This window comes from Pseudoflavitalea rhizosphaerae, assembly GCF_003991355.1.
Taxonomy (GTDB): domain Bacteria; phylum Bacteroidota; class Bacteroidia; order Chitinophagales; family Chitinophagaceae; genus Pseudobacter; species Pseudobacter rhizosphaerae.
On sequence record NZ_RCSU01000016.1, the window covers coordinates 96,477 to 120,109 of the forward strand.

General features: G+C 47.9%; 15 protein-coding genes. 6 read left to right on the top strand and 9 right to left on the bottom strand.

The features are described 5' to 3' along the window. Nucleotides 1–2: 2 nt before the first annotated feature. The 6 genes from D9Y29_RS22865 to D9Y29_RS22890 form a co-directional block, all read right to left on the bottom strand. Complete coding sequence (locus D9Y29_RS22865) at nt 3–1,949, bottom strand: MGH1-like glycoside hydrolase domain-containing protein (protein ID WP_127132562.1); 1,947 nt, start codon at nt 1,947–1,949, stop codon at nt 3–5. Next, a complete protein-coding gene (locus tag D9Y29_RS22870) occupies nt 1,949–5,068 on the bottom strand; it encodes a glycoside hydrolase family 2 TIM barrel-domain containing protein (RefSeq protein WP_127132563.1) in 3,120 nt (1,039 codons plus the stop codon). Before D9Y29_RS22870 ends, D9Y29_RS22865 begins: the two co-directional genes overlap by 1 nt. An 84-nt stretch (nt 5,069–5,152) precedes the next feature. Further along, on the bottom strand, nt 5,153–6,688 hold the full coding sequence (locus D9Y29_RS22875) for a RagB/SusD family nutrient uptake outer membrane protein (protein ID WP_127132564.1): 1,536 nt from the start codon (nt 6,686–6,688) through the stop codon (nt 5,153–5,155). Between the two features lie 24 nt (nt 6,689–6,712). Further along, entirely contained in the window at nt 6,713–9,799 is a 3,087-nt protein-coding gene (locus D9Y29_RS22880) for a SusC/RagA family TonB-linked outer membrane protein (protein WP_127132565.1), read from the bottom strand. A gap of 174 nt (nt 9,800–9,973) precedes the next feature. Continuing rightward, entirely contained in the window at nt 9,974–11,713 is a 1,740-nt protein-coding gene (locus D9Y29_RS22885) for a tetratricopeptide repeat protein (RefSeq protein ID WP_127132566.1), read from the bottom strand. Between the two features lie 351 nt (nt 11,714–12,064). Next, on the bottom strand, nt 12,065–12,340 hold the full coding sequence (locus D9Y29_RS22890; protein ID WP_127132567.1) for a hypothetical protein: 276 nt from the start codon (nt 12,338–12,340) through the stop codon (nt 12,065–12,067). A gap of 372 nt (nt 12,341–12,712) precedes the next feature. Between D9Y29_RS22890 and D9Y29_RS22895 the strand changes: the two genes are divergently transcribed. The 3 genes from D9Y29_RS22895 to D9Y29_RS22905 all read left to right on the top strand — a co-directional run bounded on the left by D9Y29_RS22895 (nt 12,713) and on the right by D9Y29_RS22905 (nt 15,491). Then, nucleotides 12,713–13,201: an asparaginase domain-containing protein gene (locus D9Y29_RS22895; protein WP_127132568.1), complete on the top strand. Its 489-nt coding sequence runs from the start codon at nt 12,713–12,715 to the stop codon at nt 13,199–13,201. 375 nt (nt 13,202–13,576) lie between these two features. Beyond that, nucleotides 13,577–15,085 carry an FMN-binding glutamate synthase family protein gene (locus tag D9Y29_RS22900; RefSeq protein ID WP_241238020.1) on the top strand — a complete coding sequence of 503 codons (1,509 nt, stop codon included), beginning with the start codon at nt 13,577–13,579 and terminating at the stop codon, nt 15,083–15,085. 13 nt (nt 15,086–15,098) lie between these two features. Then, complete coding sequence (locus D9Y29_RS22905; RefSeq protein ID WP_127132570.1) at nt 15,099–15,491, top strand: GreA/GreB family elongation factor; 393 nt, start codon at nt 15,099–15,101, stop codon at nt 15,489–15,491. A gap of 179 nt (nt 15,492–15,670) precedes the next feature. On the opposite strand, the gene D9Y29_RS22910 is transcribed toward D9Y29_RS22905, so the two are convergent. From D9Y29_RS22910 to D9Y29_RS22920, 3 genes are all read right to left on the bottom strand, one after another. Next, complete coding sequence (locus D9Y29_RS22910) at nt 15,671–18,415, bottom strand: CHAT domain-containing protein (protein WP_127132571.1); 2,745 nt, start codon at nt 18,413–18,415, stop codon at nt 15,671–15,673. Between the two features lie 36 nt (nt 18,416–18,451). Continuing rightward, complete coding sequence (locus tag D9Y29_RS22915; RefSeq protein WP_127132572.1) at nt 18,452–20,449, bottom strand: PKD domain-containing protein; 1,998 nt, start codon at nt 20,447–20,449, stop codon at nt 18,452–18,454. Between the two features lie 121 nt (nt 20,450–20,570). Beyond that, a complete protein-coding gene (locus D9Y29_RS22920) occupies nt 20,571–21,518 on the bottom strand; it encodes a hypothetical protein (protein ID WP_127132573.1) in 948 nt (315 codons plus the stop codon). Between the two features lie 117 nt (nt 21,519–21,635). Between D9Y29_RS22920 and D9Y29_RS22925 the strand changes: the two genes are divergently transcribed. From D9Y29_RS22925 to D9Y29_RS22935, 3 genes are all read left to right on the top strand, one after another. Beyond that, nucleotides 21,636–22,196 (top strand): RNA polymerase sigma factor, encoded by a 561-nt coding sequence (locus D9Y29_RS22925; protein WP_127132574.1) that lies wholly within the window; start codon nt 21,636–21,638, stop codon nt 22,194–22,196. Nucleotide 22,197: 1 nt separating this feature from the next. Beyond that, nucleotides 22,198–22,956 (top strand): tetratricopeptide repeat protein, encoded by a 759-nt coding sequence (locus D9Y29_RS22930; protein ID WP_127132575.1) that lies wholly within the window; start codon nt 22,198–22,200, stop codon nt 22,954–22,956. A 181-nt stretch (nt 22,957–23,137) separates the two neighbouring features. Next, nucleotides 23,138–23,575 (top strand): CBS domain-containing protein, encoded by a 438-nt coding sequence (locus D9Y29_RS22935; RefSeq protein ID WP_127132576.1) that lies wholly within the window; start codon nt 23,138–23,140, stop codon nt 23,573–23,575. Nucleotides 23,576–23,633: the final 58 nt, after the last annotated feature.

A 23,633-nucleotide genomic window follows, 5' to 3' on the forward strand; every position in this document is an offset into this window, starting at 1 on the left:
TGTTATCTGGACTTTAATAATAGTAAAAGATGTGCGGCCGACCAGCTGAAATTCTTTGCATTCAGCCCTTTCCCGGTCAGGGGGTGATAGTTCTCGCAAATGGGCGCGTCCGACAAAATACCTTCTCCGTTCTTCAATAATTTATATACCAGCTGAGCAGCAAGTTCATGATAGCCGTACTGCTTCAATCCATCGATCCCATAGTTGAACTGGTCAAGCCATACAGGTCCGCGCCAGTATCCATTCATCGGATCGAAAGCGGGATGGCTGGCGTTCAGCGTAGGTAATGGAACAAGTGTATTGAAGATTGTTTCGTTTTGCATTTTCTGTTTCACAGCAGCAGCCTGCTGTTTGCTGCTGATGCCCGCCCATAGCGGGATCCACCCTTCAGGGCCGTCTACGGAAATATAACCGGACTTGTCCATTCTTTGATCATAGTAGAAACCTCGGGTAGCATCATAGAATGCTTTATTGATCAGAGGTTTCAGCGCAGCCGCTTCCCGCTTCCATTGCTTTGCAGCAGTTTTGTTACCAAGTTCAAGGGCAATATCTGCGAGGTATAATTTTTCACGAAAGAGGTAGGCATTGAGATCAACACTTTCCTGGTTGAGGCTCCAGGCCGTTGTATTGTTTTGCAACATCACGGCGCTGTCGAAGCGCACAGCATTGTCCATTCCACTTTCCCAGGCTGCAGCAATGCGGGTTCCGTCAGTTGAACCGTATTCGCAAAGTCCGTTTTTATTGTGATCCCGATTGGCATACCACCAGCGATGATAACGGACCAGTTTATCATACATCTCCTGGAGAAAGGCTTTGTCGGGGGCCTGTTTGTACACTTCATATACGCCCCAGGCAGCGAGCGGCGGCTTGGTATCGCGGAGATTGTTTTCCGATTTGTTGCTGTAAATACAATCAGGCACCATTCCTTCATCATCCTGGTAATCGAACATGCAGCGGATATTATCCATTGCAATCCGAGGATCGATCAAAGACAGTCCCACTGCCTGCTTCCAGCTATCCCAGCTCCACACGCCATAGAAACCCTGGTAATTGACGGAGGGAAAAACACCATCGTGCAACAGGTCTTTTGAAGCGCTTCGCCAGTTGGTGATCAGGGTAACGATGGCTTTTACCGCCAGTCTTTTTTCCTGATCATTCAGACCAGGACTGCCAATAAAATAGTTGTTCAGATAAGTATTCCAGCGTTGTTTATTTTTTTGGAAAGCTGTGTCAAAATCAGGAAATGCAGATTCCGGTGTATGATTGACAGATGGATAGAATGCCTCTACCCTGTTCCAGGAAATTGTGGCGCCCTTTCCGATGGTTATCGGTTGTGCAATGGCGGTATAACTACTGTCCCGGCGAATAATATTGCATTGCAATGCTTCCGGTAAATGCAAGCGGAACATTTGTTGTGCTTTTGTAAAACTGACCTGCACAGTATTTCCTTCTCCCTTCAGTTCAATATCCTTACCAAATGCCAATCCTTCATACACAGGTGTGATGCTGCGTTGCTGATCAGACAGATTGGTGATGCTTGTATTGATCATTGCTTCGCGATTGGAAACAAAGATGAGCTGTATCCTTATTTTCAGATCTTCTTTTTCCAGTATTTGCTCCAGCATACCCGGGTAATAATGCAAACTGGCTTTTGCAGTGGAGAGGTCCAGTTGTTTGCCTTCTTCCAGTAATAGCAATCTGGCGAAACCATTACCCAGCCATTTACCATCCATATCCATCAGCAAGGGGCCGGTAAAGCCACCATAATCAGCTTTGTCAGCTGGCAATGCGTAAGCATGCCAGGCGCCGAGATCGCTGAATACGGAAGGTCCGATAGCCCGGGGCTTCAGCACGGTATTACGCAGATCAAGCACATCCGGGAACTGGTCCCGTTGTGCCTGAGCACTGATCGTTGTTATCAGTAAAAAGTATAATACACTTCTGTACATTATTTTGCTTTTTCATTCAGTTTATCAGAGGGCCGGATGGGTCGTAACGTAAAAGTGTATCCGTAATCCATATATGGCAACATATAAGCGGCATGTGTTCTGGCGCCCCAGCTGTTATCGCCGCCTACACCCATTTGTTTGTAATCGATATTCCACCAGATCAGCGGATCATTGCTCATACTGCCACCATGGTTGTTCTCTTTTGCATTTCTGTCGAATTCCAGTTTTTGCATATCGAAATGCAATACACCGGTACTGATAGTGGGCGCACCGATGGCCATGAGACCGAGTCCTTCCTTATTCTGCATTCCCATCCAGCGAACATCCGTTCTGTAGCCACTTTCCTGTGCACGGGGATATGGATGGAAGAGGGAATCTGCCGGCATGCTGTACAGATCGATACCCGCAGCGGTTTTGCGATCATCGTAATTATCAAAGGGTCCGCGTCCGAACCAGGTCACTTTGTTGAAACCGGGTTGCAACAGAACACGCATACCAAATCTCGGCATTTCCGGCAGATTATTGTTGCCGGCTTTCATTTGCACCTTCACTTGCACATCCCCGTCTGCACTCACCAGGTATTGCACTTTATAATTCGCATGTATCGCGGGAAAAAAGTGAACAGTAGTGATGATGGTTTCGTATTCATTTCGCTTTTCTACATTGAAAGAATCCAGTCTCGCACCCTGTAAAGGATCCTGCCATACCGCGCAACGGATCTGCATGCTATTACCGATATCAGTGTCTGTGGGAGCACGCCAGAAATGCGGTAAAAGTGCATCTTTCAGCATTTCCGTACCAGCAAACTGGTATTGTGTCAGCCAGCCTGTTCGCTGATCGAAGCCTGCTTTGAATATTCCATTACCGATCTCTAACAGCCCATTGGCCTCTTGCCGACCCAGTGCCTGTGTATACTTTTTTTCCTGTTTTGCAGCAACAAATTTGGGCAGTTTGAATTGTTCCCAGGCTGCAATATGTCCGGCAGGAAGCATTGCTGAAGCTCTATTTGTTCTTGCTTCCACAGTGAGGAAATATTCTGTATTGGGTTGACGGGTGAAGCCGGGAATTGCCAGTTCAATATCGCCTGAATGATGCGGCTTGATATCCTGAATTGGCGCTGAACCGGAAGCCACCACCTGCCCCTCAGCCTTGATGAACCAGAACAGCGTATAAGCATTCAGGTTGGTAAAATCTGTCCGGTTGGTAAGTTGAATGGAATTGGCGCTTAAACCAACAGTGCTGAAACTAACAGGCTGGTACACTTTTTTCAATTCATATGCCTGCGGATGCGGATGACGTGCTGCATCGAACAAACCATCGGCACAAAAGCTTGTATCGCTGGTGGCGCCTACATTTCCCATATCGCGGCCATATGCCCAGAAGGATCGACCAGCTGCATCCTTCTTTTCAAAAGTCTGATCGGAGAAATCCCAGATGAATCCTCCCTGTAATTGCTGGTTGCTATAGATCAGGTCCCAGTAGGCTTTCAGGTTCCCCCCACCATTGCCCATCATATGCGCATACTCACAGAGGATGAAGGGCCGGCTACGCCATTCTTTCACATATTCCTGCAACACATGGATACCGCGGTACATAGGGGTGATGATATCGGTGTAAGGATTGTCGCGGGCCTCATCGTATTCAACCGGACGGGTATCATCATTTGCTTTCAGGAACTGGTAGGTAGCGATGAAATTCTCGCCGAAGCGGCTTTCATTACCAAGGCTCCAGGTGATGATGCTGGTGAAATTTTTGTCGCGTTCAAACATGCGGCGGGTCCTGTCGAGATACGCGGCTTTCCATTCAGGTTTATCGGAGAGCGTTTTCAATTCGTGGAAGTCCATGCCATCGCATTCGATATTGGCTTCATCCACCAGGTAGATGCCGTATTGATCGCAGAGCTGGTACCATTCTTCACGATTGGGATAATGGCTGTTTCGGACTGCATTGATATTGAAAGCCTTCATCACTTTGATATCACGCAGCATGCTTTCCTTATTGATCACTTTGGCGGTGAACATATCGTGCTCATGGCGGTTCACTCCTTTGATCTTTACGGGAACGCCATTGATGAGGAAGAGCCCATGCTTCACTTCTGCAGTCCGGAAACCGATGCGGTGCGCGAAGCTCTCGGTCAGTTTTCCATTTTTATCGAAACTGTTCACCACCATGGTGTAAAGGGACGGCGTTTCGGCGGTCCATCTTTTTACATCTTTCAATGCTGTTCTGAACCGGTAGTTGCGCCCGGTATCGGAAAATTGTTTTTGCTGGAAAACCAGGTTGCCTTTTTCATCCAGGACCTTCACCTGTAAGGCAATTTGTTTTTGAGTAACAGGATTACGGTTGAGGGTAAGGGTACAATCAAAAACTCCATTTGTGTAACTGGCATCCAGTCCGGCTTTGGCAAAGAAATCATAGACTGCCAGTTTCGGCCTGGCGATCAGTTCAACGGAACGCTCGATTCCACTGAGTTTCCACATGTCCTGTCCCTCCAGGTAAGTACCGTCGCTGAAGCGGAACACCTGTACAGACACGGAGTTGGGACCTGACTTCAAATAAGGAGTAATATCAAATTCAGCAGGGGTTTTGCTGTCTTTACTGAATCCTACGTAGTGATCGTTGATCCAGCAATAGAAAAAAGAATTGACGGCGCCGAAACGGAGGAACACATCGCGTCCCTTCCATCCGGCAGGAAGCTGAAAACTGCGTTTGTAGGAACCTACAGGATTGAAGTCCTGAGGAACAAAAGGCGGGTTTACTTTAATAGGATATTCCACATCTGTAAAAATGTAACTGTCTTTTCCGACGGTCTGCCAGTTGGCTGGCACAGGGATCTCAGACCATTTACTTACATCGTAATTTTTTTTGTAGAAATCAGTGGGCCTGTCGGATGGTTTGCTGACGATATGGAATTTCCACATTCCATCCAGCGAAAGGATGCTGGTGGAGGGTTGCTGCTGAATGGCAGCGTGCTCATTATTGTAGGGAATGAACCAGGCGTGGGGAGTAACAGTATTGAGAGAAGGGACGGTGGGATTTTCCCAGTCATTGTTCGTTGATTGCGCAATGGCCATCCACGGCATTGCAGCCAGCAGGAGAGATAATACCTTTTTTTGCATGATCGTCTTAATCAGTTTTCACATGTAATGCGGGAAAAGAAGCGCGCGACCTGTTTGCCCGGCCACGCGCTTTCAGAAGACTGCCTAGTAACCAAAGTTCTGGTCCAGTAAAGGATTGGCGTTGCGCTCCGATTGAGGGATGGCAAAACGCACATGCTTCCTGTCATCAAAATTATTGGCGAAAGGCTTGTTATGATTGCTGAGTGTTGTTTTCACGGATTCTTTGGCAATATTGCCACGGCCCCAGCGAACGAGGTCGAACCAGCGGATACCCCATTCCATGCTGAGCTCTACGGGTCGCTCGTGGTGACGGATCTGCGTACGCAGCTGGTCTTTGGTGAAAGCGCCGGTGGGAAGTTCTTCAGCATGACTGCGTGTACGCACTTCATTGATCAGTCCGATCGCTTCATCTGTTTTGTTGTTCTCATTCATCGCTTCGGCTAACATCAGCAGTACATCAGCATAGCGGATCACGGAGATGTTGACGCCTGTGTAGTTCCCTCCCCTGTCTGTGGGATAAGTGTACTTGGTGAAATAATAAGGCATTCGGAGGTCAGCCTTCACTGCTGAATAAGGAACGAGGTTGGCAGGCACGCTGAGATCGTACATGGAAGAATTGGGATCATCAAAGAAGATGCTTCCGTATACACGGTCACTGTAGCCACCGCCAGGTTTCTGGTCTTTTTTGAATTCTTCGAAGAGCCAGTCGGATGGCGTCATTTCATCCCATCCATCGAGGGCTGCAGGGCGCAGTTCAAAATTGAAAGGGTGACGTTCATCAGTAACCGTACGGTCGCCGCTGAATTGAATTTCGAAAATGGATTCAGGTCCGTTCTCTGATTTGCCGTTGAAATTATCAACATAATTGGGCAGGAGGCTGAACTTATTGTACAGTTCGTTGAGCTTGGTTTCGGCATCGGCCCATTTTTCCTGGAAGAGATAAGCTTTACCCAGCAGGGCTTTGGCTGCATAACGGGTAGCGCGGCCCTGCATGTTGATATCATTATAATCCAGTGGCAGCACAGCTTCCGCTTCTTTCAGATCTTTTTCTATCTGGGCCCAGATCTCTGCTGGTTTTACCTGCGGAACGCGCAGTTTGGTGATATCCTTTTCGAAAGTGAGTACCAGGGGAATATTCTCGAATCCGTTCACGAGTGTGAAATAATTCAGGGCGCGCAGGAATTTTGCTTCACCGATCACCTGTGCTTTTTCTTCATCGGTCATGTCTCCGATGCGCGGAACATTCCCGATCACCTGGTTGGCGCGGCCGATACCCGCGTAGCAGGTTGCCCAGATATTCCAGGTGCTGCTTTCTTCCGGACCGTTGATGAAGGCTGCCAGTTCTTTTCCGTAGGGTTCATTTTTATTGTTGTCCACTTCATCGCTCTTGTATGTGAGGCCAACGTACACCTGTTCGAAGAAAGTCCACATGGAGCCATCATGTCCCTGAAGGGCGGCATAGGCAGCGGTGATGCCCCATCTGGCGTGGTCGCGCGTGGACCAGAAAGTATTTTCGTTGAGACTTTGTTTGTCCTGAAGGTCCAGGTATTTATCGGAGCAGGCATTGAGGCTCATAGCGCTGATGCCGATGCCCAGCAATACCATTTTATATTTTTTCATTTTTCTCTTTTTTGAAGGTTAGCGTTAGAATCCGAGGTTGATACCTGCCACAAAGGAGCGGCTGATGGGATAATAGCCCCTGTCTACCCCGCGGCTGAAAATGCCGGTGCTGGTAAGGTCCGGATCGAAGCCTGTGTAATTGGTGATGGTGAACAGGTTGTAGGCGCCCACATAGATGCGCAGTTTGCTGAGGTATGCTTTTTTCAGCAGGTCTGACGGCACTGTATAACCGATCTGGATATTGCGCAGGCGAAGGAAAGACGCATCTTCCAGGAAGTAGTTGCTCACACGCTGGTTGAGGTTCTCATCCGAATTGGAAGCGCGGAATACGCCTGTATTGGGATTCTCCGGCGTCCATGCATTGGTCAGATCGGCAGAACGGAAGAAACGGTAGAGGAACATCTTTGCACCGTTGTACATCTTCAGTCCTGTTTTTCCGTTGAAGAAAAGACTCAGGTCGAAATTCTTATAGGAAGCATTAAAGTTGATACCGAAGTCGAGATCAGGAAGTGAACTTCCCATCAGCACTTTGTCGCCATCATCCAGGTTGCCATCTCCGTTAACGTCTACAAATCTCAGGTCGCCGGGTTTGGCATTGGGCTGAAGCAGATCGCCATCCTTGTTCTTGTGCGCATCGATCTCTCCCTGGTTCTGGAAAATACCGGCAGTTTGATAAAGATAAAAGCTGCCAAGAGGAATTCCTTTTTTGGTCAGGGTGGTAGTGCGGTTGGTGTAATCAACAGCGCCATCCTGGATCACGCCTTCATCGTAGCCGAGACGGATGATCTTGTTCTGACTGTGTGATACGTTTCCAGTTACATCAAAAGAGAAGCCGGAAGCACTGGATTGACGGTAGGTGAGCGATAATTCCCAACCTTTATTCTCCATAGTGGCGATATTGGTGAGCGGGAACTGTGTAATACCGGATGAAGACGGGATGGGGGTTTCAGCCAGCATATCTTCCGTGCGTGATTTGAAATAATCGAAACTACCGCTCAGTCTGTTCCTCAGCAGGCTGAAGTTCAGACCGGCATTGAATGTTCCTGTTTGCTCCCATTTGATATTATTATTCGCGAAAGCATTGGAGATAGCGCCGATGTATACCTGCTGACTGGCTTTGGGACCGAAAGGATAATTCAGCACATTGCTGCTGCCCAGCAGGTAGATCCTGGCCAGGTACTGGAAATTGGAAATATTCTGATTACCCACAATGCCATAGCTCACACGTGGTTTCAGCTCATCGATCCAGGAAATATTGAACCAGTTTTCCCTGTGCATATTCCAGCCGGCGGATGCTGACCAGAAAGTTCCGTATCGATGTTCAGGAGCAAAGCGTGATGATCCGTCGCGGCGAACACTTCCCTGCAACAAATATTTATCGTTGTAGCTATAGTTAAGCCTGCCGAAGAAGGATTGCAGCGTATTGCTGAAATTCCATCCGTTGGCGCGGATGTAATCGCCCGAGCCCTCAATGATGAGGCCACTCAAGGCTTCAATCAGTGGGCTGCTCAGGTGATTGCCTGCCCCGCTTGTGCCGGTGCTCACTTTTTTCTCGCGTGAGAAACCATACATGGCTTTGAGGGTATGATCACCAAAGCTCTTTTCATAGTTGAGCAAATGTGTGAATACGGAATATTCGATCCGTCCCCTGGATTCGGAACGGCTGGGGAACTGGTTGAATGCCTGAGCCCCGAAATCATAAGCCTGTGTTTGCGAATACTCATACTGGTTAGTGAAGTTCTTACCAACGTTGAGGGTGTAAGACAATCCTTTCCACAATTTGAGATCTGCGCTCACATTGATCTGCAGGTAATCGTCGTTACTGCGGTTGTCAGAAAGCATGCGCTCTCCAACCGGGTTGCCGGAACCGAGTTCAGCTTCAGGTTTCGCATAACCATTTGGGGAAGCAGGATCGTAGATGCGGATATGTGGCAGGGCTTCGTAGAGATACATGATCTCGGAATAGCCCGCATTGCCATCGGTATTGGCATCACCAAAATTCTTGTTGTTGAATTTGGTATAGCTGAGGATCGGTGAGATTTTCAGGCGGTTGTTGAGCAATTTGATATCGCTGTTGAGGCGGATGTTATCGCGTTTAGCGCCGGAATTGATCACTGTGCCATTGTGTTCCCAGTGGCCATAACTCAGGCGGTAGCTGATCTTATCGGAACTACCGGAGACGTCCACATCATATTTCTGTTCAGTACCGGTTTTGAAGAACGCGTCCTGCCAGTTGGTATTTCCGTATTTGTTATCATCCATCACATATAAGGGAGGCGTTTCACTATCATTGGCGTACGCCTGCCTCACCACTTTGTTCATGGATACTTTGTCCAGCAGATCGATATTGTTATTGAGTTTGTGCTGCGCGAAGAAGCCGCTGAAGTTCACTCTTGGCTCGCCGCCTTTTCCTTTTTTGGTGGTGATGATGATCACACCGCCGGCAGCGCGGGCTCCATAGATAGTGGATGCGGAGGCATCTTTCAGGATATTAACACTTTCGATATCGTTTGGATTGAGATCATATGAATCATCCTGGGGAATTCCATCCACTACGTAAAGGGGTTTATCGTTATTGATACTGTTCATACCGCGGATAACGATAGAAGGGTTACCGGCAGGGTTACCCGAACCGGAGGATACGATCACACCGGCGGCCTGTCCCTGTAACATCGTACCCAGGTTGGCGGTAGGTTGTTTTTCCAGGTTTTTGGCGTTCACTGTGGAGATGGCGGCGGTAAGATCGCCTTTTTTCTGGGTGCCATAACCTACCACAACCACTTCGTTGAGGTTACTGGCGGATGGTTCGAGACTTACTTTGATCTCTTTTTCTTCGGTGATCTTTATTTCCGTGGAAGCATATCCAACGGCAGTGATCACCAGGGTTGCATTTTCAGGAACGCTGAGCTGGAATTTTCCGAGCGCATCCGTTTTCGTTCCGCGGGTGTCTCCTTTCACGGAAACGGAAGCCGCTTCTACGGGGTTACCATTTTTGTCGGTCACCACACCTTTGATGGTCCAGTCGCGGGGCATAGCGGAAGCGAATAGCCAGCCAGCCAGCAGAAGGCACATAAGCGTCAATTTCTGTAGCAATCGTTTTAGCATTTGCATGTTGCTTTTTTTGAAGTTTAATTGTCTCAAAAGAGAGCCCTTAGGGGATTTTGAATTGGTGCAATGAAAATACCCAGGACTGTTCTGAAACCCATCAAAACAGCATCTACAATAGCTTTCAGGCTACCTCTATTTGACCTCTACAAGGCGAAAAAACATTTGATAATCAGCTAGTTAAAATTGCTTCAGGAATTCATTGAGGTTATCACCATGTTCCAGGTTGAACTGTTTGCGCAGGCGGTAACGGGCCATTTCGGCTGATTTTACGGAGATATTATTGAGTGAAGCGATGTCTTTGATGGAAAGGTTCAGCCGGATCTGTGCACAAAGTCTTCTCTCATTTTCAGTGAGCTCTGGATATTTCTGCAGGAGGTTAAAGAAAAAGTCTTTATGGATCTCATCTACTGACAGGTTGAAATCCTGCGCGTCTTTGTTGATATCGAGGTCGTGCTGGAATTTCTGGATCATTTTATTGAACCTGATGAAGCTTTCTTTCTTCCCTTCTCCTTCCAGTTTCAGGTCAGAAAGATCTTCGATGAAGCTTCGGACCATTTCATTCCTTTGGGAAATGAACAGGGCATAATTCTTCAGTTCTGCATCCTTGTATTTAAGCTTATCCTGGAGGGAGGCTTTTTCCAGGAGAGTATTGTCGAGGTCCTTACGGATCAGCGCCTGTTTGATCTCCTCCAGCTCTTTTTCCTTTTTCTGTTTTTGCTTCAGTTTCGAATAGAAAAGTATACCGATGATGATGATGAGCACGATACAAAGGGCCAATACGTTCCGCTGAAAGGAACGCAATTGTTTTTCGGCGGCCAGTTCCCGGATCTCAGTTTCTTTTTCCTGTGTTTCTTTTTTTGTTTTTAGGGCAGCGATGGCGTCGCTCTTACTTCTCGTCAGGATCTGGTTGCGCACATTTGTGTATTCCTGCAGGTCAGTGAAAGCCTGCCTGTAATTGCCCAGGGCCCGGTAAAGTTGCGAGGAAATGCTGAGGTTATCGAGGATCTTTTCTTTTTTGGTATTGGAAGTGGCGCTCTCGATCATGTTTCGGGACCTCTTCAACATGGCTTCGGCCTCCTGATAGTTTTTCAGCATCAGCAGGGAGTAAGCCATTTGGTTGAGGGTTTCTGCCTGGCTGAGCGGTGTGTGGTTCCGGAGAGAATCGATCTCCAGCGCCTTCCGGAAGAAGTTGACGGCTTCTTTATATCGTCCCCTGGCATTTTCACAGATACCTATATTATTATATGCGGCGCTGATGGTGCCGGGAATATTTTCCGCACGGGCCATTTGAAGGCTCTGATCGAAATATTTGCGGGCGGAATCGTATTCGTTCTTCAATTGAAATACGAGGCCGATGGCATTGAGCGAAGTGGCTTCCCTGCTTCTATTGCCCAGTTTCCGATGAAGGGCCAGGGCATCGCGGTGGTATTGAAGGGCGAAGTTCCCGTTCTCGGTATCGTAGAAGATCCAGCCGAGATTGGTATAGGCGTTGGCGATATCGGGATCACTTTTGAGAGTCCTGCTGAGATCGAGGGCTGCGAAGCCGTATTCGAGGGCCTGTTCATAGCTGTCGTTGTACAGGTAACCTTCGGAGAGATTGAGCAGGGATGCGATCTGTGCAGGCTGGTTATTTGTTTTGAGCGAAAGCAGGTAGGCTTCATTGGAATAAACCAGGGCTTCATTGGTGGAATCGCGATTGAGCCAGAATGCGAGTTGATTGAGGTGAAGGATCTTTTGAGAGTCCGGGAGACCGGAGGTCTTTAGAATTTCGCGGAGGCTGTCCACCCGCCGGCCCTGGGAATATACAGTAATATGAAGGAGTGTCAGGCATCCGGTGATGAGAGCGGTGAAACAGCGGGCATAGCGCCGCATTTGCAGGGACCCGGGATCCGATATGGCAGTCAGACTTTTCAGCATTCAATTGAGAGGGTAAGTTGCACACAATGAATTATGCATGTCTACCGGCTGCAATATTAATGAATTCCCGGAACTGAATCAGGGTGCGGCCAGTCGCTCGCCTCCGGCGAGTGACTTTTATTTAGTCGCCTCCGGCGACGCAGTGTTCGCCGGAGGCGAACAATTAGAAGTCACTCGCCGGAGGCGAGCGACTGGCCGCACCCTGTAAAAATCAAAACAGGGGCCGGAAACCGACCCCTGTATCTTTTTTGTAAGGCTACTAATCGTTCGCGATTGCCAGCGCTTCCGGCCGCCGGAGGATTTGGTTAATGGTTAAGATTGGTGCGAATAGTTCTTTCTACTAACGGTGATCTATATGCTCTTTTGTTTTTTTTGCTGCAGGTACTGCTTGTACGCAAGTTCAAAGATCTTGCGCTCATCAAGCTCAAAGAACCTGCCCAGCAGGAACAGGTCCTTCAGTGTAAACCTTTCAATACGGTTCATGAGCATGGTGAAGCGGATGTTCTGCTTTCCTAAATCCGCTGCCACTACACTTTTTGGGATGATACGGAACATTTCATTGAATAAAGTTATCTGTCCGCTTTCCACCATCAGTTTAACTGCTTTGTACCTTGGATCTCTTTCCATAGTCTGTTGAGAAATGTAAAGAAAGCCATTAGTATGAAAAAGCAGCTGCATTATGACCTTTAGTACTTTATTTCAGTACCGATCAAACCTGTGTATGTTCATTTTTGTACTTTTTTTGAGATAAAAAAGTGTAAATACTGACTCTCTCCCCATTTCGTATTTGAGAACCCGGCGCTGACTGCTTTCGATTTATCAGCCCCCTTTCCTGAATTTTCTTCGGTAACAACCCCGGTTTATTACAGTTTTTCAAACGAAGGGGCCTTTTGGTTATACAGAGAGCCTAACTCCATGGATATCAGCAGGGAGCTATCAAATTCGACTGGACTTTTTTATTCCAGTACTTTAATTTTGCCCACCACAAACACCTTGCTCATGTCTATCAGAATCTTCATTACCGGCGGAACCTTCGACAAGGAATACAATGAATTGAACGGAGAATTGTTTTTCAAGGAAACCCATCTTCCTGAAATGTTGCAACGTGCACGCAGCACGCTGGACACAACGGTACGCACGCTGATGATGATAGACAGTTTGTTGATGACGGATGAAGACCGTGAACTTATTGCCCACCAGGTGCGCAATTCTCCTGAAGAGAAGATCGTGATCACGCATGGCACAGATACCATGACCGTTACTGCCAAAGTGCTGGCCGAAAAAGTGAAAGACAAAACCATTGTGATCACCGGCGCCATGATCCCTTATAAATTCGGTTCATCCGATGGGTTCTTCAATCTCGGCGGCGCCATGGCCTTTGCACAAACATTGCCTCACGGTGTTTATATCTGCATGAACGGAAGATATTTCAACTGGGATAATGTGCGCAAGAACAAACGCACTGGCGTATTCGAAGAATTGCAGTGACCTTTCCATACAGAAGGTTAAAATCTCCTTAGTAAAGTGCTGTTCATTTGGAAGAATGGCTTTAAAAGTTATATTTGTACTACTTGAACAATTCATTCACCATATCATGCAGGCATTCTGTAGCAGTGCGCGTATCCAGAAGTACGCAGGCGCATCACTATTGCATTCATGCAAGTGTGAAGAGTCCACGATTTGCACAGAAACTGTATTATTTCTCCTCGTTTAAAGACTTTAATACTTATCCCCCGGCCTGATCTGTTGCAGACCAGCAGACCCGGGGAGCTTTCCTGTACACAAATTTACTTCAGTTAAAATGGTATTGCTATGTCGCGAAATCAATCTGGGATTTCGGCGAGCGGCGGTATTATTGCGCTATTGGCAATTGCAAATGTGGTCCTGCTGCAGGAGGTTTACCTCAGCGGTGAATCCTGGCTCGTATTGCTGGTAGCCCTTCCTTTATTGTTGCTTGCCATTTATAATCGAATTCAAAAGAAGCACGCCGTGCTTCGCAATTACCCGGTGATCGGGTATTTCCGTTATCTCTCCGAAAAAGTGAGACCAGAACTGAGACAATATTTTTTTGAATCGGACCTGGACGGAAGGCCTTTCAACCGGCGTCAGCGTTCAATCGTATACCAGCGCGCCAAAAATGAAAAGCAAACCGTGGCCTTTGGAATGCAGGCAGATCCCGGTCAGCCCGGATTCGAATGGCTGGCGCATTCACTCTACCCCACTACGGTACAGGACAAGGATCTCCGTGTTTGGATCGGTAATCACCAATGCTCACAACCTTATCATGCCAGTATCCTCAATATCGGCGCCATGAGCTATGGCGCGCTGAGTAAGACGGCTGTGGAATCCCTCAACGAAGGTGCCCGTATCGGCGGATTTGCCCATAACACCGGCGAAGGCGGAATCAGTAATTATCACCTGATGGGCGGCGACCTCATCTGGCAGATCGGAACCGGTTATTTCGGCTGCCGCGACCTGGCAGGCAATTTTTCGGATGAACTTTTCCGTGAGAATGCACTGAAGCCACAGGTTAAGATGATCGAATTGAAACTGAGCCAGGGCGCTAAGCCAGGTCATGGAGGTCTCCTGCCCGCCTCCAAGAACACGGAAGAGATCGCTGCTATCAGGAATGTACAACCGAATACTACGGTAGCGTCCCCTCCTGCCCACAGCGCATTCAACAATCCACAGGAATTGCTGTGGTTCATTGCAAGGCTGCGAAAGCTATCAGAGGGTAAACCTGTAGGCTTCAAACTCTGTATCGGCAATACGAAAGAATTCAGGGAGATCTGCCGCGCTATGATCACCACCGGCATCCTGCCTGACTTCATCACTATTGACGGGGCCGAAGGCGGCACAGGCGCAGCGCCACTGGAATTCACGGACCACCTCGGTATGCCCCTGCATGATGCACTGGCTTTTGCCAGCCGTACACTTGAGGAATTCGATCTGAAAGATGGGATCCGGTTGCTGGCATCAGGAAGACTGATCACCGGCTTCGATATCCTCAAATCATTATCGCTGGGTGCAGATGCCGTGTATAGCGCCAGGGGCATGATGTTCGCATTGGGCTGTGTGCAGGCCCTTCAATGCGACAGCGGCAAATGCCCGGCTGGCGTTGCCACACAAGATCCGAAACTGTACAAAGGCATCGATATAACGGATAAGAAACAACGAGTAGCCAACTTCCATGGCAACACCATCAAGGCGGTAGTAGAACTGATGGAAGCCTGCGGTTTCAAAACCATCAGCGAAGTAACGGCAGACAAGTTCTTCCGGAGAACCGACGCGCTCACCACACGCAGTTTTGCCGATATCTACAAACTGCATAAAACAGCCATCGCCAACAGCAAACATTCATTATTGAACTAAAAATATTACAGCAATGAAAGAATTGATCTTACTGAAAGAAGACGTGCAGTTGCTGAGCTCCTATATCAAGGGTAGCGGGCACCTGAATCTCTTCGATCAAAAAAACGCAGACAAACTGAAAGAGGAACTTAACAAAGGAACAGTATTGAATAAAGATGAGTTCCCAACAGATGTAATTCGTTTAAACTCCACCGTTACCATACAGGACAACCGAACCGGCAAAGTAATAGAGCTGATGCTGGTATTGCCCGAGAAAGCCGCCATCAATGATGGAAAGGTTTCTATTCTCGCACCTATTGGCACAGCATTACTGGGTTATCGAAAAGGACAGCTCGTAACCTGGAAAATGCCCGCAGGTGAAAAACTGTACAAGGTGATGGATGTGGTGAACGAAGGTTTCGCATGACAGGTGTATTGTTCATTGTCCGGGGCTGACTAAAAAGGTCAGAGAGTTGTCGCTCGCCTCCCGGCGAGTGACTTGTATTTGTTCGCCTCCGGCGAACACCGCGTCGCCAGAGGCGACTGAATAAAGCTCACTCGCCGGGNACCGAAATTCTAAGAGGGTAGCTTTTTAGTCAGTCCCATTTATTTGTAAATCTTTTTGAAAAATATCCAGAAGAAAATGAGCAGTGTAAGCAGGCATATCCCAGCCATCAACCAGGCGAAGGCCGGCATTTCAGATGGCAGCGCAACAGGCTGCAAATGCCCGCTGTACGTAAATCCTGCCCAGTAGTAAGGCAGTTGCAATACCTGCTTGCTGCGATGATTGTGCAGGTACTCTTCTTTTGCATTGTGCAATGCAGTGGCGGCATTTTCGCCGTTGGCCAGTTGTGTGTAAAACAACTGCATGATCTCGGCAGAAGCATTATCGTTCATATTCCACATACCGGCCACCACACCACCTGCGCCGGCAGCAGCAAAAGCACGGCTCAGGCTGTTCATCCCCTCTCCTTCCACCAGGTTGCCATCACCTGTTCTACAAGCACCTAACCATACCAGTGAGGGTGCAAAATGTTTATACCGCAGATCGAAGAGATAAAAAGGCTGATCGTATAGTTGTAAATAAGGAAATGGATCACCGGGCGCAGCCACGGCATGTGCCCCGATATGCAATATGGAAGCGCTGTCCACCTCCTGCTGAAAAGCAGTCCAGGTAGCACTTTCATTGGAGTAATATTTTCCCGGGATCTGGTCCTTTAACCATTGTAATTCTTTTTCAACAGACAGCGCCGGCAATGCCTGGTTATTGCTTTTTCCCACAAACCAGCCTGCGAAATTACCGGCAGGATATTTTGTTTGCTGCTGATCGTACCAGGTTTGCAGGCTCCAGGCCTGCGACAAAATGGTTTGCTTGAAGAAAAATGGCCAGTTGCCGGCAGATTTCCCTGTGCAGGCCCCTGTTAGCATCGCATCAAATGGCAGGTAGCTGAAAATACCATCTGGCAGTAGTATGCAACGATCGATATCATTCATCTTCCATTTTCCGAAAATGGTCTGGTATAACAGAAAGCTTTCTTTGCAATACTGATCAGGCTGGTTGATCATTTCGTTGGGGCCATTGCCAAACCATTTCGAAACAAAATGCAGAACAGGCGCCCGGAGACTGTCTGATCCTGCAACACGAAGTATATCTTTTACACCTTCCTTATCGAAACGGATCAGGTAACTGTTTTGCCTGCCATTGAAAAAACTAATCATCGTCAATCCATCAGGTAGGGACTTGCATAACTGATGCATTGCAGGAACGGTGAGTATTTCAGCGGACTGCGAATTTTTTCTGCCAGTACGTTTTCCCAGCAGGGCCAGTTCGTATTCGGCAGTTTGTAACAGTGATTTGATATTGGCCTTATCATCTTTCCCCGCATCCATCAGTTCATGCTGATAGTAGATCACCGCTTCCTGCAATCTTTTCTGTTGCAGCATAAGGGAATCATTTGATTTGATATTACTACGCATTTGCCATCGCATCATTCTTTCATCCTGTAATACCTGTGCTTTACTCAATTCTGTGATCAGTAACAACCGGTCTTTGTACAGGGAGGATGCGTTCGTTCCCAAATGTAGTTCCCAGGCAATAGCCATTGCCGCTTCGGAGCGTTCGCGCAGAATTTGCATGTCCCTGATGCGGGAACTGGTGTAGGAAAAGGCTTCGCGTAATTTCCGGGCTGCACGGAACACGGCGAAATAATGTTCCAGTGCAATGTCTTTGTATTTCATGGCAGCCATCACAGCGGCTTTACCGGCGAGAGCGTCAGTGAATGTATTTTCGGAGTAGAGTAATGAGTCCGGAGGAAGCTGATCGGGGCTGGCAGGATCCCAGGCAGGCAATAACAACTGAAGCGCCTGTTGATAGCTGTCCAGCGCGGGTTGCAGCTGATTATCCTGAAAGAAGATATCACCAGACAGCACAGCCAGTTTCGCTTTTTCTCGTTGTTTTGTATCAGGAAAATAACGGTTCTGTAAATCCGTCGCTTCCTTGCATCGAAGCAGGGCTTCGCCTGGATGATGCGTGGCTAGCAGCAATCTTGCATTGAGTTGCAGGGCAGCGGCATACCAGCCGGGCGCCTGAGAGTTATGCTTGTATAATTTGTTCCAGTTTTTCAGGTGGTGAATTGCCCGTTCACTGAAATGCAGTGCGCTGTCTGTTTTACTTTCCTGCAACATGATATCTGCATAGGTATTCAGGAGCAAACCATAAAGCGCCGTTTGATCATCGGCGTTATCCAGTCCAAGCCTGCAATACGCAGAGGCTTCCGTAAGTTCATTTTTCCATCTTGCGCAGGTGGCGAGATTGGCATATACACCGGCCATTTCAGCTTCGTTCCCTTCCTTCTTCACAATTTGTAAAGTTTTCAGGTGGATGAAAGTAGCGGCATCATAATCTGCCAGTCTTGTATAATTATTACCCAGTGGTTTGAGCACGTACTCAACATATTCATCTGTGTCTGCAATGGGATAGGCGTCATAGAACTGCATCGCCTTTTCATAAGCCTTGATGCTGGCCAGCATATTACCGGTTTGAAGAAGATTGTAGCCTTGCAGGATGAGCAAATTGAACCAGGCCTGCCTTTCCGGTAAATTTCGATAGCTGCGCCAGGCTTCTTTCTGCGTGTTCATCAGGAAGCTGATCCGCGCTGCGGGAGCGGCTTCTGCGTAATCGATACGCGCATACAACCAGGAAGTGAGATCATCTTTTTGCCTGCTGAGATCTAATTCTCTTTGCACATTCCCAGGTAGTGATGTACTGTCTGCCGTTGCAGCAGTCCTTCCCTGAACGGAAAGGCAAAAGAGCAATAATATGAAAGGCAATACGCTCTGGCAGCGGAGCATCAGCGGTGTTTGTCTAAAGATAGGGAGAAAAGCCCATCAGAGCCGCCAGGTGGCAAAAAAGTAAAGCCGTTGCTGACTGGGGTTTATATAATGCAGGAAACGTATGCCCAGCGCCGGACCTACGCGAACCATCCCTAATTGCAGGTCTGCAAACAGGGCTCCCCGCCATTGCGAAAAAGATTCTGTTTTACTGTTTTTTTCTCCGGAAATCAGGAAGCTGCTTTGTCCGTTCGGCGGAAACAATGATGCTTCTTCATAATCGGAGGTTTTGCGACTCAGTTCTCCCGCCACCAGTAATCCGGCGCCGGTGCCGATCCAGGATTTCCAGTTATATCTGACTTGTACGGGCACAGCTTCGATGCCAAACACCTGTACTTTTTTGTAAAGGTCCTTGTAATCCACCTTATACCCTACTCCGTTGTACATCGTGTCCCTGCCGGCGCTTCTTGAAATGAAAGTCTGTTGCTTTCGCGAAGGTTGCAGGTACAGTTCCCATTGCAGGTAAGGCTTCCAGGGTGAATATTCGGAGAGTGTGAAACCTATTGTGTAGTTCTCTTTGGGGATATCTGAAATATTATCTCCCAATGCCATATTGTATCCGACCATGATCCCCGGCGACAACCCTTTACGGAACCTGCCGACAGAGCGATTGGTAATGATGGGCTCGTTCTTATCAAACACGATGGAAGCACGGCTTACAAAGGGTAGCTTCTTCATGCCTTTATTGAAATTGAGTACATATTTCACATAGCCCATGGTGGAATCAGGGTCGTTTACACCTTCCTGTTGGGTGCCGGGCAGGTAAATATTTTTGAAGATGAACCGGATGCTATCCTTCGTTACCACTGTGTCGATACAACTCTGGTTGGGATAGGCAGTGGCGCACCAGACACAGGCGGGCTTCATATCCACCACCTGGAGCGTGGCGGCATTGAGCATGCCGGGCAATGTAACGGTAACGGCTATTCGCTTTGCAGGACCTTTACCTGTGTTCTGGAAACGGACATTATAAGTGTTATCGCGGTTGCGGGTGGTGAAGCGGTAATTCAGTCTTCTTTTCTTCAATTGCAGTTTATTGGGATCATGCGAGGCTACAATCTGCAATTCCAGGTTGAAACGTTCAGGTTCCATTGAAGGATCGTCGGGAATGAAGAGCCCTGCGATGGTGACCACTGCATTGGTGTCTTTGATCATCTCCGGGAGTGTGTTGATGGTCACGAACATGAATTTCTCTTCTCCCGGTTTTACATCCTGGATGCGCCAGATCTTGTTTTGGCGGAATTCTGCGGACTCCTGTTTCAGCCAGGCGATCAGTTCTTTTTTTCCTGCCAACGGGTCATGTGCTTCTCCGCTGACGCTGAAAAGTCCTGTCCCGTCTGCTTCTCCGGCCATAAAAGTGGAAGGGTCTGCAGACGCCATAGCGATAAGGGAATCGAAGCCAATGGTGGATTCATTGTGATAAGAACGTGTATCGGCAATATCGAATCCGTTTTGTGAAAATTGTTTTTCGTTATAGAGCAACATCACTGAGCCGCTGACGGAACTTACCGGCGCGCCGGGTTTGTTGCGGTAACCGAGGAGAAGCACCATATCCTCCCCGGGTTTCGGTTGTTGATTGGCGCGGATCTCGAGGGAACCATTGCCGGAGAAGAAGGATGGCAGGTTGTTCATCGCCAGCATCGATTTCTTCTTTTCCACTTTTACACGACGAAGTCTTGTGGGCGGTTTCTTACCATCGTCATAATTGTTGGTGGCAAAGAGCCGGATGGCATAATCACCAGTGTCTTTATAATGATGTACTGGATTCTTTTCAAATGAATAGGTACCATCTCCAAATTCCCAGAAATAAGTGTAAAAGGCTTCGGGTGCGCCCGCGATCTGGCGGAGCGGACGAAGTACAGCATTCAGTTTTACCTGGTTGCTGTCTATAACCGGTTCAATTTCCGGGGGGATTGTATCGCTCACCTGCGCAGTCAGTCCTTTCACTATACAGAGCAATACGATCAATACTTTTAAGGGTTTGAATAAGATCATATAGTGAATGATTGTAAATGTAATGAAAGAATTGGTATTGCTGTTACAAAGTATCCCGGGCCTGCAGAAGCGGGCCCGGGAAATTTGCGATTGGTGTAGGTGATTTCAGAGTAAGTTTTGCCTAGTCGACAGTGGCCAGGAAGGCGTCCACTTCAGATTGTGTTGCACGATGAATGCTTGCATTGATGTGCTGGTTGGCGCTGATGGTGATCAGTTGTGTTCCGAACTGGAGGTAACCGTCGCTGTCTTTTCCGATGATCACCAGGTCTGCTTCCAGGCCCACCGGCAGACTGTTATGATAGCTTTCAAATTTGTTGAGGTAAGTGCTGAAGGGCAAGGTGATCACCGTTTGAATATCCCTGAACACGAGCATCACCTGGAGGTCGTTCACCTGGTTGTTATCCGCAAACACTGGAGAAACGGTGATGGTTGTTTTTGGGTTCGGATCGCTGTAGAAACGGTCGCAGTTCACCCAGGTAAAACCGGGCAGGTTGAAAGAGTAACTGTTGGGACCGTTGCCGAAAGGTGCATAGGGTGCGGGTAACCAGGTGTTGGGGTTCTGGATCGGTTGCTGGTCGCCGCCGTTTTGATCGCGCTTTCTTTCACCAAGAACAAACAGTCCCATATCCTGATCATTCATCACTTTTGGTACTTCCACTTTGATAAGACTGTCAGGCATGATCCCCAGATCTTTTCCGTCTTTTTGCGCTTTCACCAGCAACTCGCCTCCAGACTCCAGTATTTGGCCGTTGGATTCCGTCATAACACCCGAAAACATGACGTCCTTCTTGCTCAATACTTCTTTCAATGTAATGGTTACTGTTCCTGTAACCGGTTGTCCATCGCCGCCCTGTAAGGCTTTGGGAGGAAATACTATTTTAGTTCCCTTTTCACCTATAATGGTAAAGCCCGCTGTGGCATCACCAGTGAAGGTTTGTTCAGGGATGGCATTTTTTGCGAGGATCTCTTCTGCTCTAACGAAAGCAGGTTTATCATTGTTCTTCTTGCAGGCTGAAAGGGCAATAAGCGCTGCAACTACGATTGCTGCTGGTTTCAAGGAAGTTTTCATACAATTGATGTTTGATTCACAGGTATATCACCAGGCTGATCTTTTTGTTACCCCCTTTCCCGCAGATTTTTTTATTTTTATTCCCGCATACCATTAATTCATTCGTTTTCATAGCAAATGACCCATCCAGACCAGCGCTATGTGGAAGCGTTACTCCATAATGATACACTTATTGTAAAGGAGATCTATCAGAAATTCTCCGGCAATATCCGCCGCTATATTATTGCCAACAGCGGCTCGGAAGACGATGCTGCCGATATCATGCAGGAAGCCATGATCGATATCTACAAACAGGCCAGTACACAGGAGCTTACACTCACCTGCCCCTTCGAGCCCTATCTCTTATTGATCTGTAAACGGAAATGGCTCAATCAGCTGAAAAAATCCGGCCGTAACCCGGTAACAAAAGAGCTGGACGATGTATCTATGGGTGAAGATGTTTTTGCATTGGCGGAGCAAATGAAAATGCAGGACAGCCGGATGCAGGTATTCCTGGACTGTTTCAAAACCCTGGGTGACAGCTGCCGGGAGATCCTGCGCAGGTGCCTTGGTGGTGGCGACCAGGAGACGATAGCAGCAGAACTGAAAATAAGTTATGGCTACCTACGTAAGAAAAAGACAGAATGCATGAGCACCCTCACCAAAAACATCCAATCACAATTATCCAAATGGCATTGACATGAAGAGTAAGTACACAATTGAAGATATAGCCCGTTATGCCGAAGGGCTGATGGAGGCAGCAGACCTGCCGGACTTTGAAGCAGCGCTGGCAGGCGATGCTGAACTGCAGCAGCAATACCAGTTATACCTGGAAGCTGAAAGCAAACTGCAAAAACATTTCGCGTCACAGGAAGGTGAAGAAAAGCTGAAGCTAACGCTACAAAATATGCGAAATGAATTCTTCTCAGGAGAAACGCCGGTGAAAACCATCTCTCCTGTGCGGAGCAAAGTAGTGAAAATGATGTGGCGGAAAGTAGCGGTAGTGGCAGCGGCAGCTGTGCTGGTAGCAGTATTCCTCTGGCAGCCCTGGAACAGGGACCTGTACACGAAATATGCAGATACCGAAATGGTCAGCTCTGTTGAAAGAGGAACGCATACAGACAGCCTCCTGGCAAAAGCAACTGCGGCTTTCAATGCCAAAGAATTCTCTTCCGCAGCAGTCTATTTGTTTGAAATTGTTCAGACGGACCCCACCAACAGTTTTGCACAATTCTATTATGGTGTAAGCTTATTGCAATCCGGTAAAACAGAGATCGCACGCGAAACGCTCACGAAACTCGCAGCAGGAAGTTCTGCATTCAAATACGAAGCCATGTTCTACATGGGCCTCAGTTTCCTGAAAGAAAAGGACGAAATGAATTGTAAAAAATGGTTGCAGCAGATCCCCGCCGATTCGGGCAATTATGGAAAGGCAAAGGAACTGTTGCAGGCCCTGTGAGAAAGATAATGATGAAAAGCTGGGTGGCGGCAGCAATGCCGCCGCTTCGTTTTTTTTGACTTGCAACTAACTGAACCACAAATGGTTCCAGGGGCCGCAATTTGCGGCCTTTTCATTTGTCCATTAGTCGCCTTTTTTGTAAATTACGAGTAACCATTCTTCACCAAAACATCAATGCTGTATGAACAAAAAAGTAGCCGACATCTTACTCAGGAAGGGCAGTAATATCACAACCGTTAACCCCGGCACCTCTGTATTGGAAGCATTGCAGATCATGGCAGATCAGAATATCGGTTCTGTGCTGGTCATGGATAATGGACAATATCTTGGCATCATGACGGAGCGTGACTATTCCCGGAAGATCATTCTAAAAGGAAAATCCTCCACCGATACCACTGTGAAAGATATTATGTCATCCGATTTTCCCAGGGTGACCGCTACTGATTCCATCGATTATTGCATGCAGCTGATGTCAGACAAAAATATCCGGTACCTGCCTGTATTCGAACTGGAACAGGTGATCGGTATTATTTCCATCAATGATGTGGTGAAAGAAACCATCCTCTCGCATGAGGAAACCATCACACAACTGAAAGATTACCTGCACAGCAGCCGGTAAAGATATTATCCACTGCCGCACCCGGGCAGGGAGCCCTCTTGCTACAAGAGGGCTTTTT

Coding starts and splice junctions, on each gene's coding strand:
- D9Y29_RS22920 (WP_127132573.1), bottom strand. CDS start 21,518: ATGAAAACTTCCTTGAAACCAGCAGCAATCGTAGTTGCAGCGCTTATT.
- D9Y29_RS22915 (WP_127132572.1), bottom strand. CDS start 20,449: ATGATCTTATTCAAACCCTTAAAAGTATTGATCGTATTGCTCTGTATA.
- D9Y29_RS22865 (WP_127132562.1), bottom strand. CDS start 1,949: ATGTACAGAAGTGTATTATACTTTTTACTGATAACAACGATCAGTGCT.
- D9Y29_RS22905 (WP_127132570.1), top strand. CDS start 15,099: ATGAAAGAATTGATCTTACTGAAAGAAGACGTGCAGTTGCTGAGCTCC.
- D9Y29_RS22935 (WP_127132576.1), top strand. CDS start 23,138: ATGAACAAAAAAGTAGCCGACATCTTACTCAGGAAGGGCAGTAATATC.
- D9Y29_RS22880 (WP_127132565.1), bottom strand. CDS start 9,799: ATGCAAATGCTAAAACGATTGCTACAGAAATTGACGCTTATGTGCCTT.
- D9Y29_RS22875 (WP_127132564.1), bottom strand. CDS start 6,688: ATGAAAAAATATAAAATGGTATTGCTGGGCATCGGCATCAGCGCTATG.
- D9Y29_RS22930 (WP_127132575.1), top strand. CDS start 22,198: ATGAAGAGTAAGTACACAATTGAAGATATAGCCCGTTATGCCGAAGGG.
- D9Y29_RS22885 (WP_127132566.1), bottom strand. CDS start 11,713: ATGCTGAAAAGTCTGACTGCCATATCGGATCCCGGGTCCCTGCAAATG.
- D9Y29_RS22895 (WP_127132568.1), top strand. CDS start 12,713: ATGTCTATCAGAATCTTCATTACCGGCGGAACCTTCGACAAGGAATAC.
- D9Y29_RS22925 (WP_127132574.1), top strand. CDS start 21,636: ATGACCCATCCAGACCAGCGCTATGTGGAAGCGTTACTCCATAATGAT.
- D9Y29_RS22890 (WP_127132567.1), bottom strand. CDS start 12,340: ATGGAAAGAGATCCAAGGTACAAAGCAGTTAAACTGATGGTGGAAAGC.
- D9Y29_RS22870 (WP_127132563.1), bottom strand. CDS start 5,068: ATGCAAAAAAAGGTATTATCTCTCCTGCTGGCTGCAATGCCGTGGATG.
- D9Y29_RS22910 (WP_127132571.1), bottom strand. CDS start 18,415: ATGCTCCGCTGCCAGAGCGTATTGCCTTTCATATTATTGCTCTTTTGC.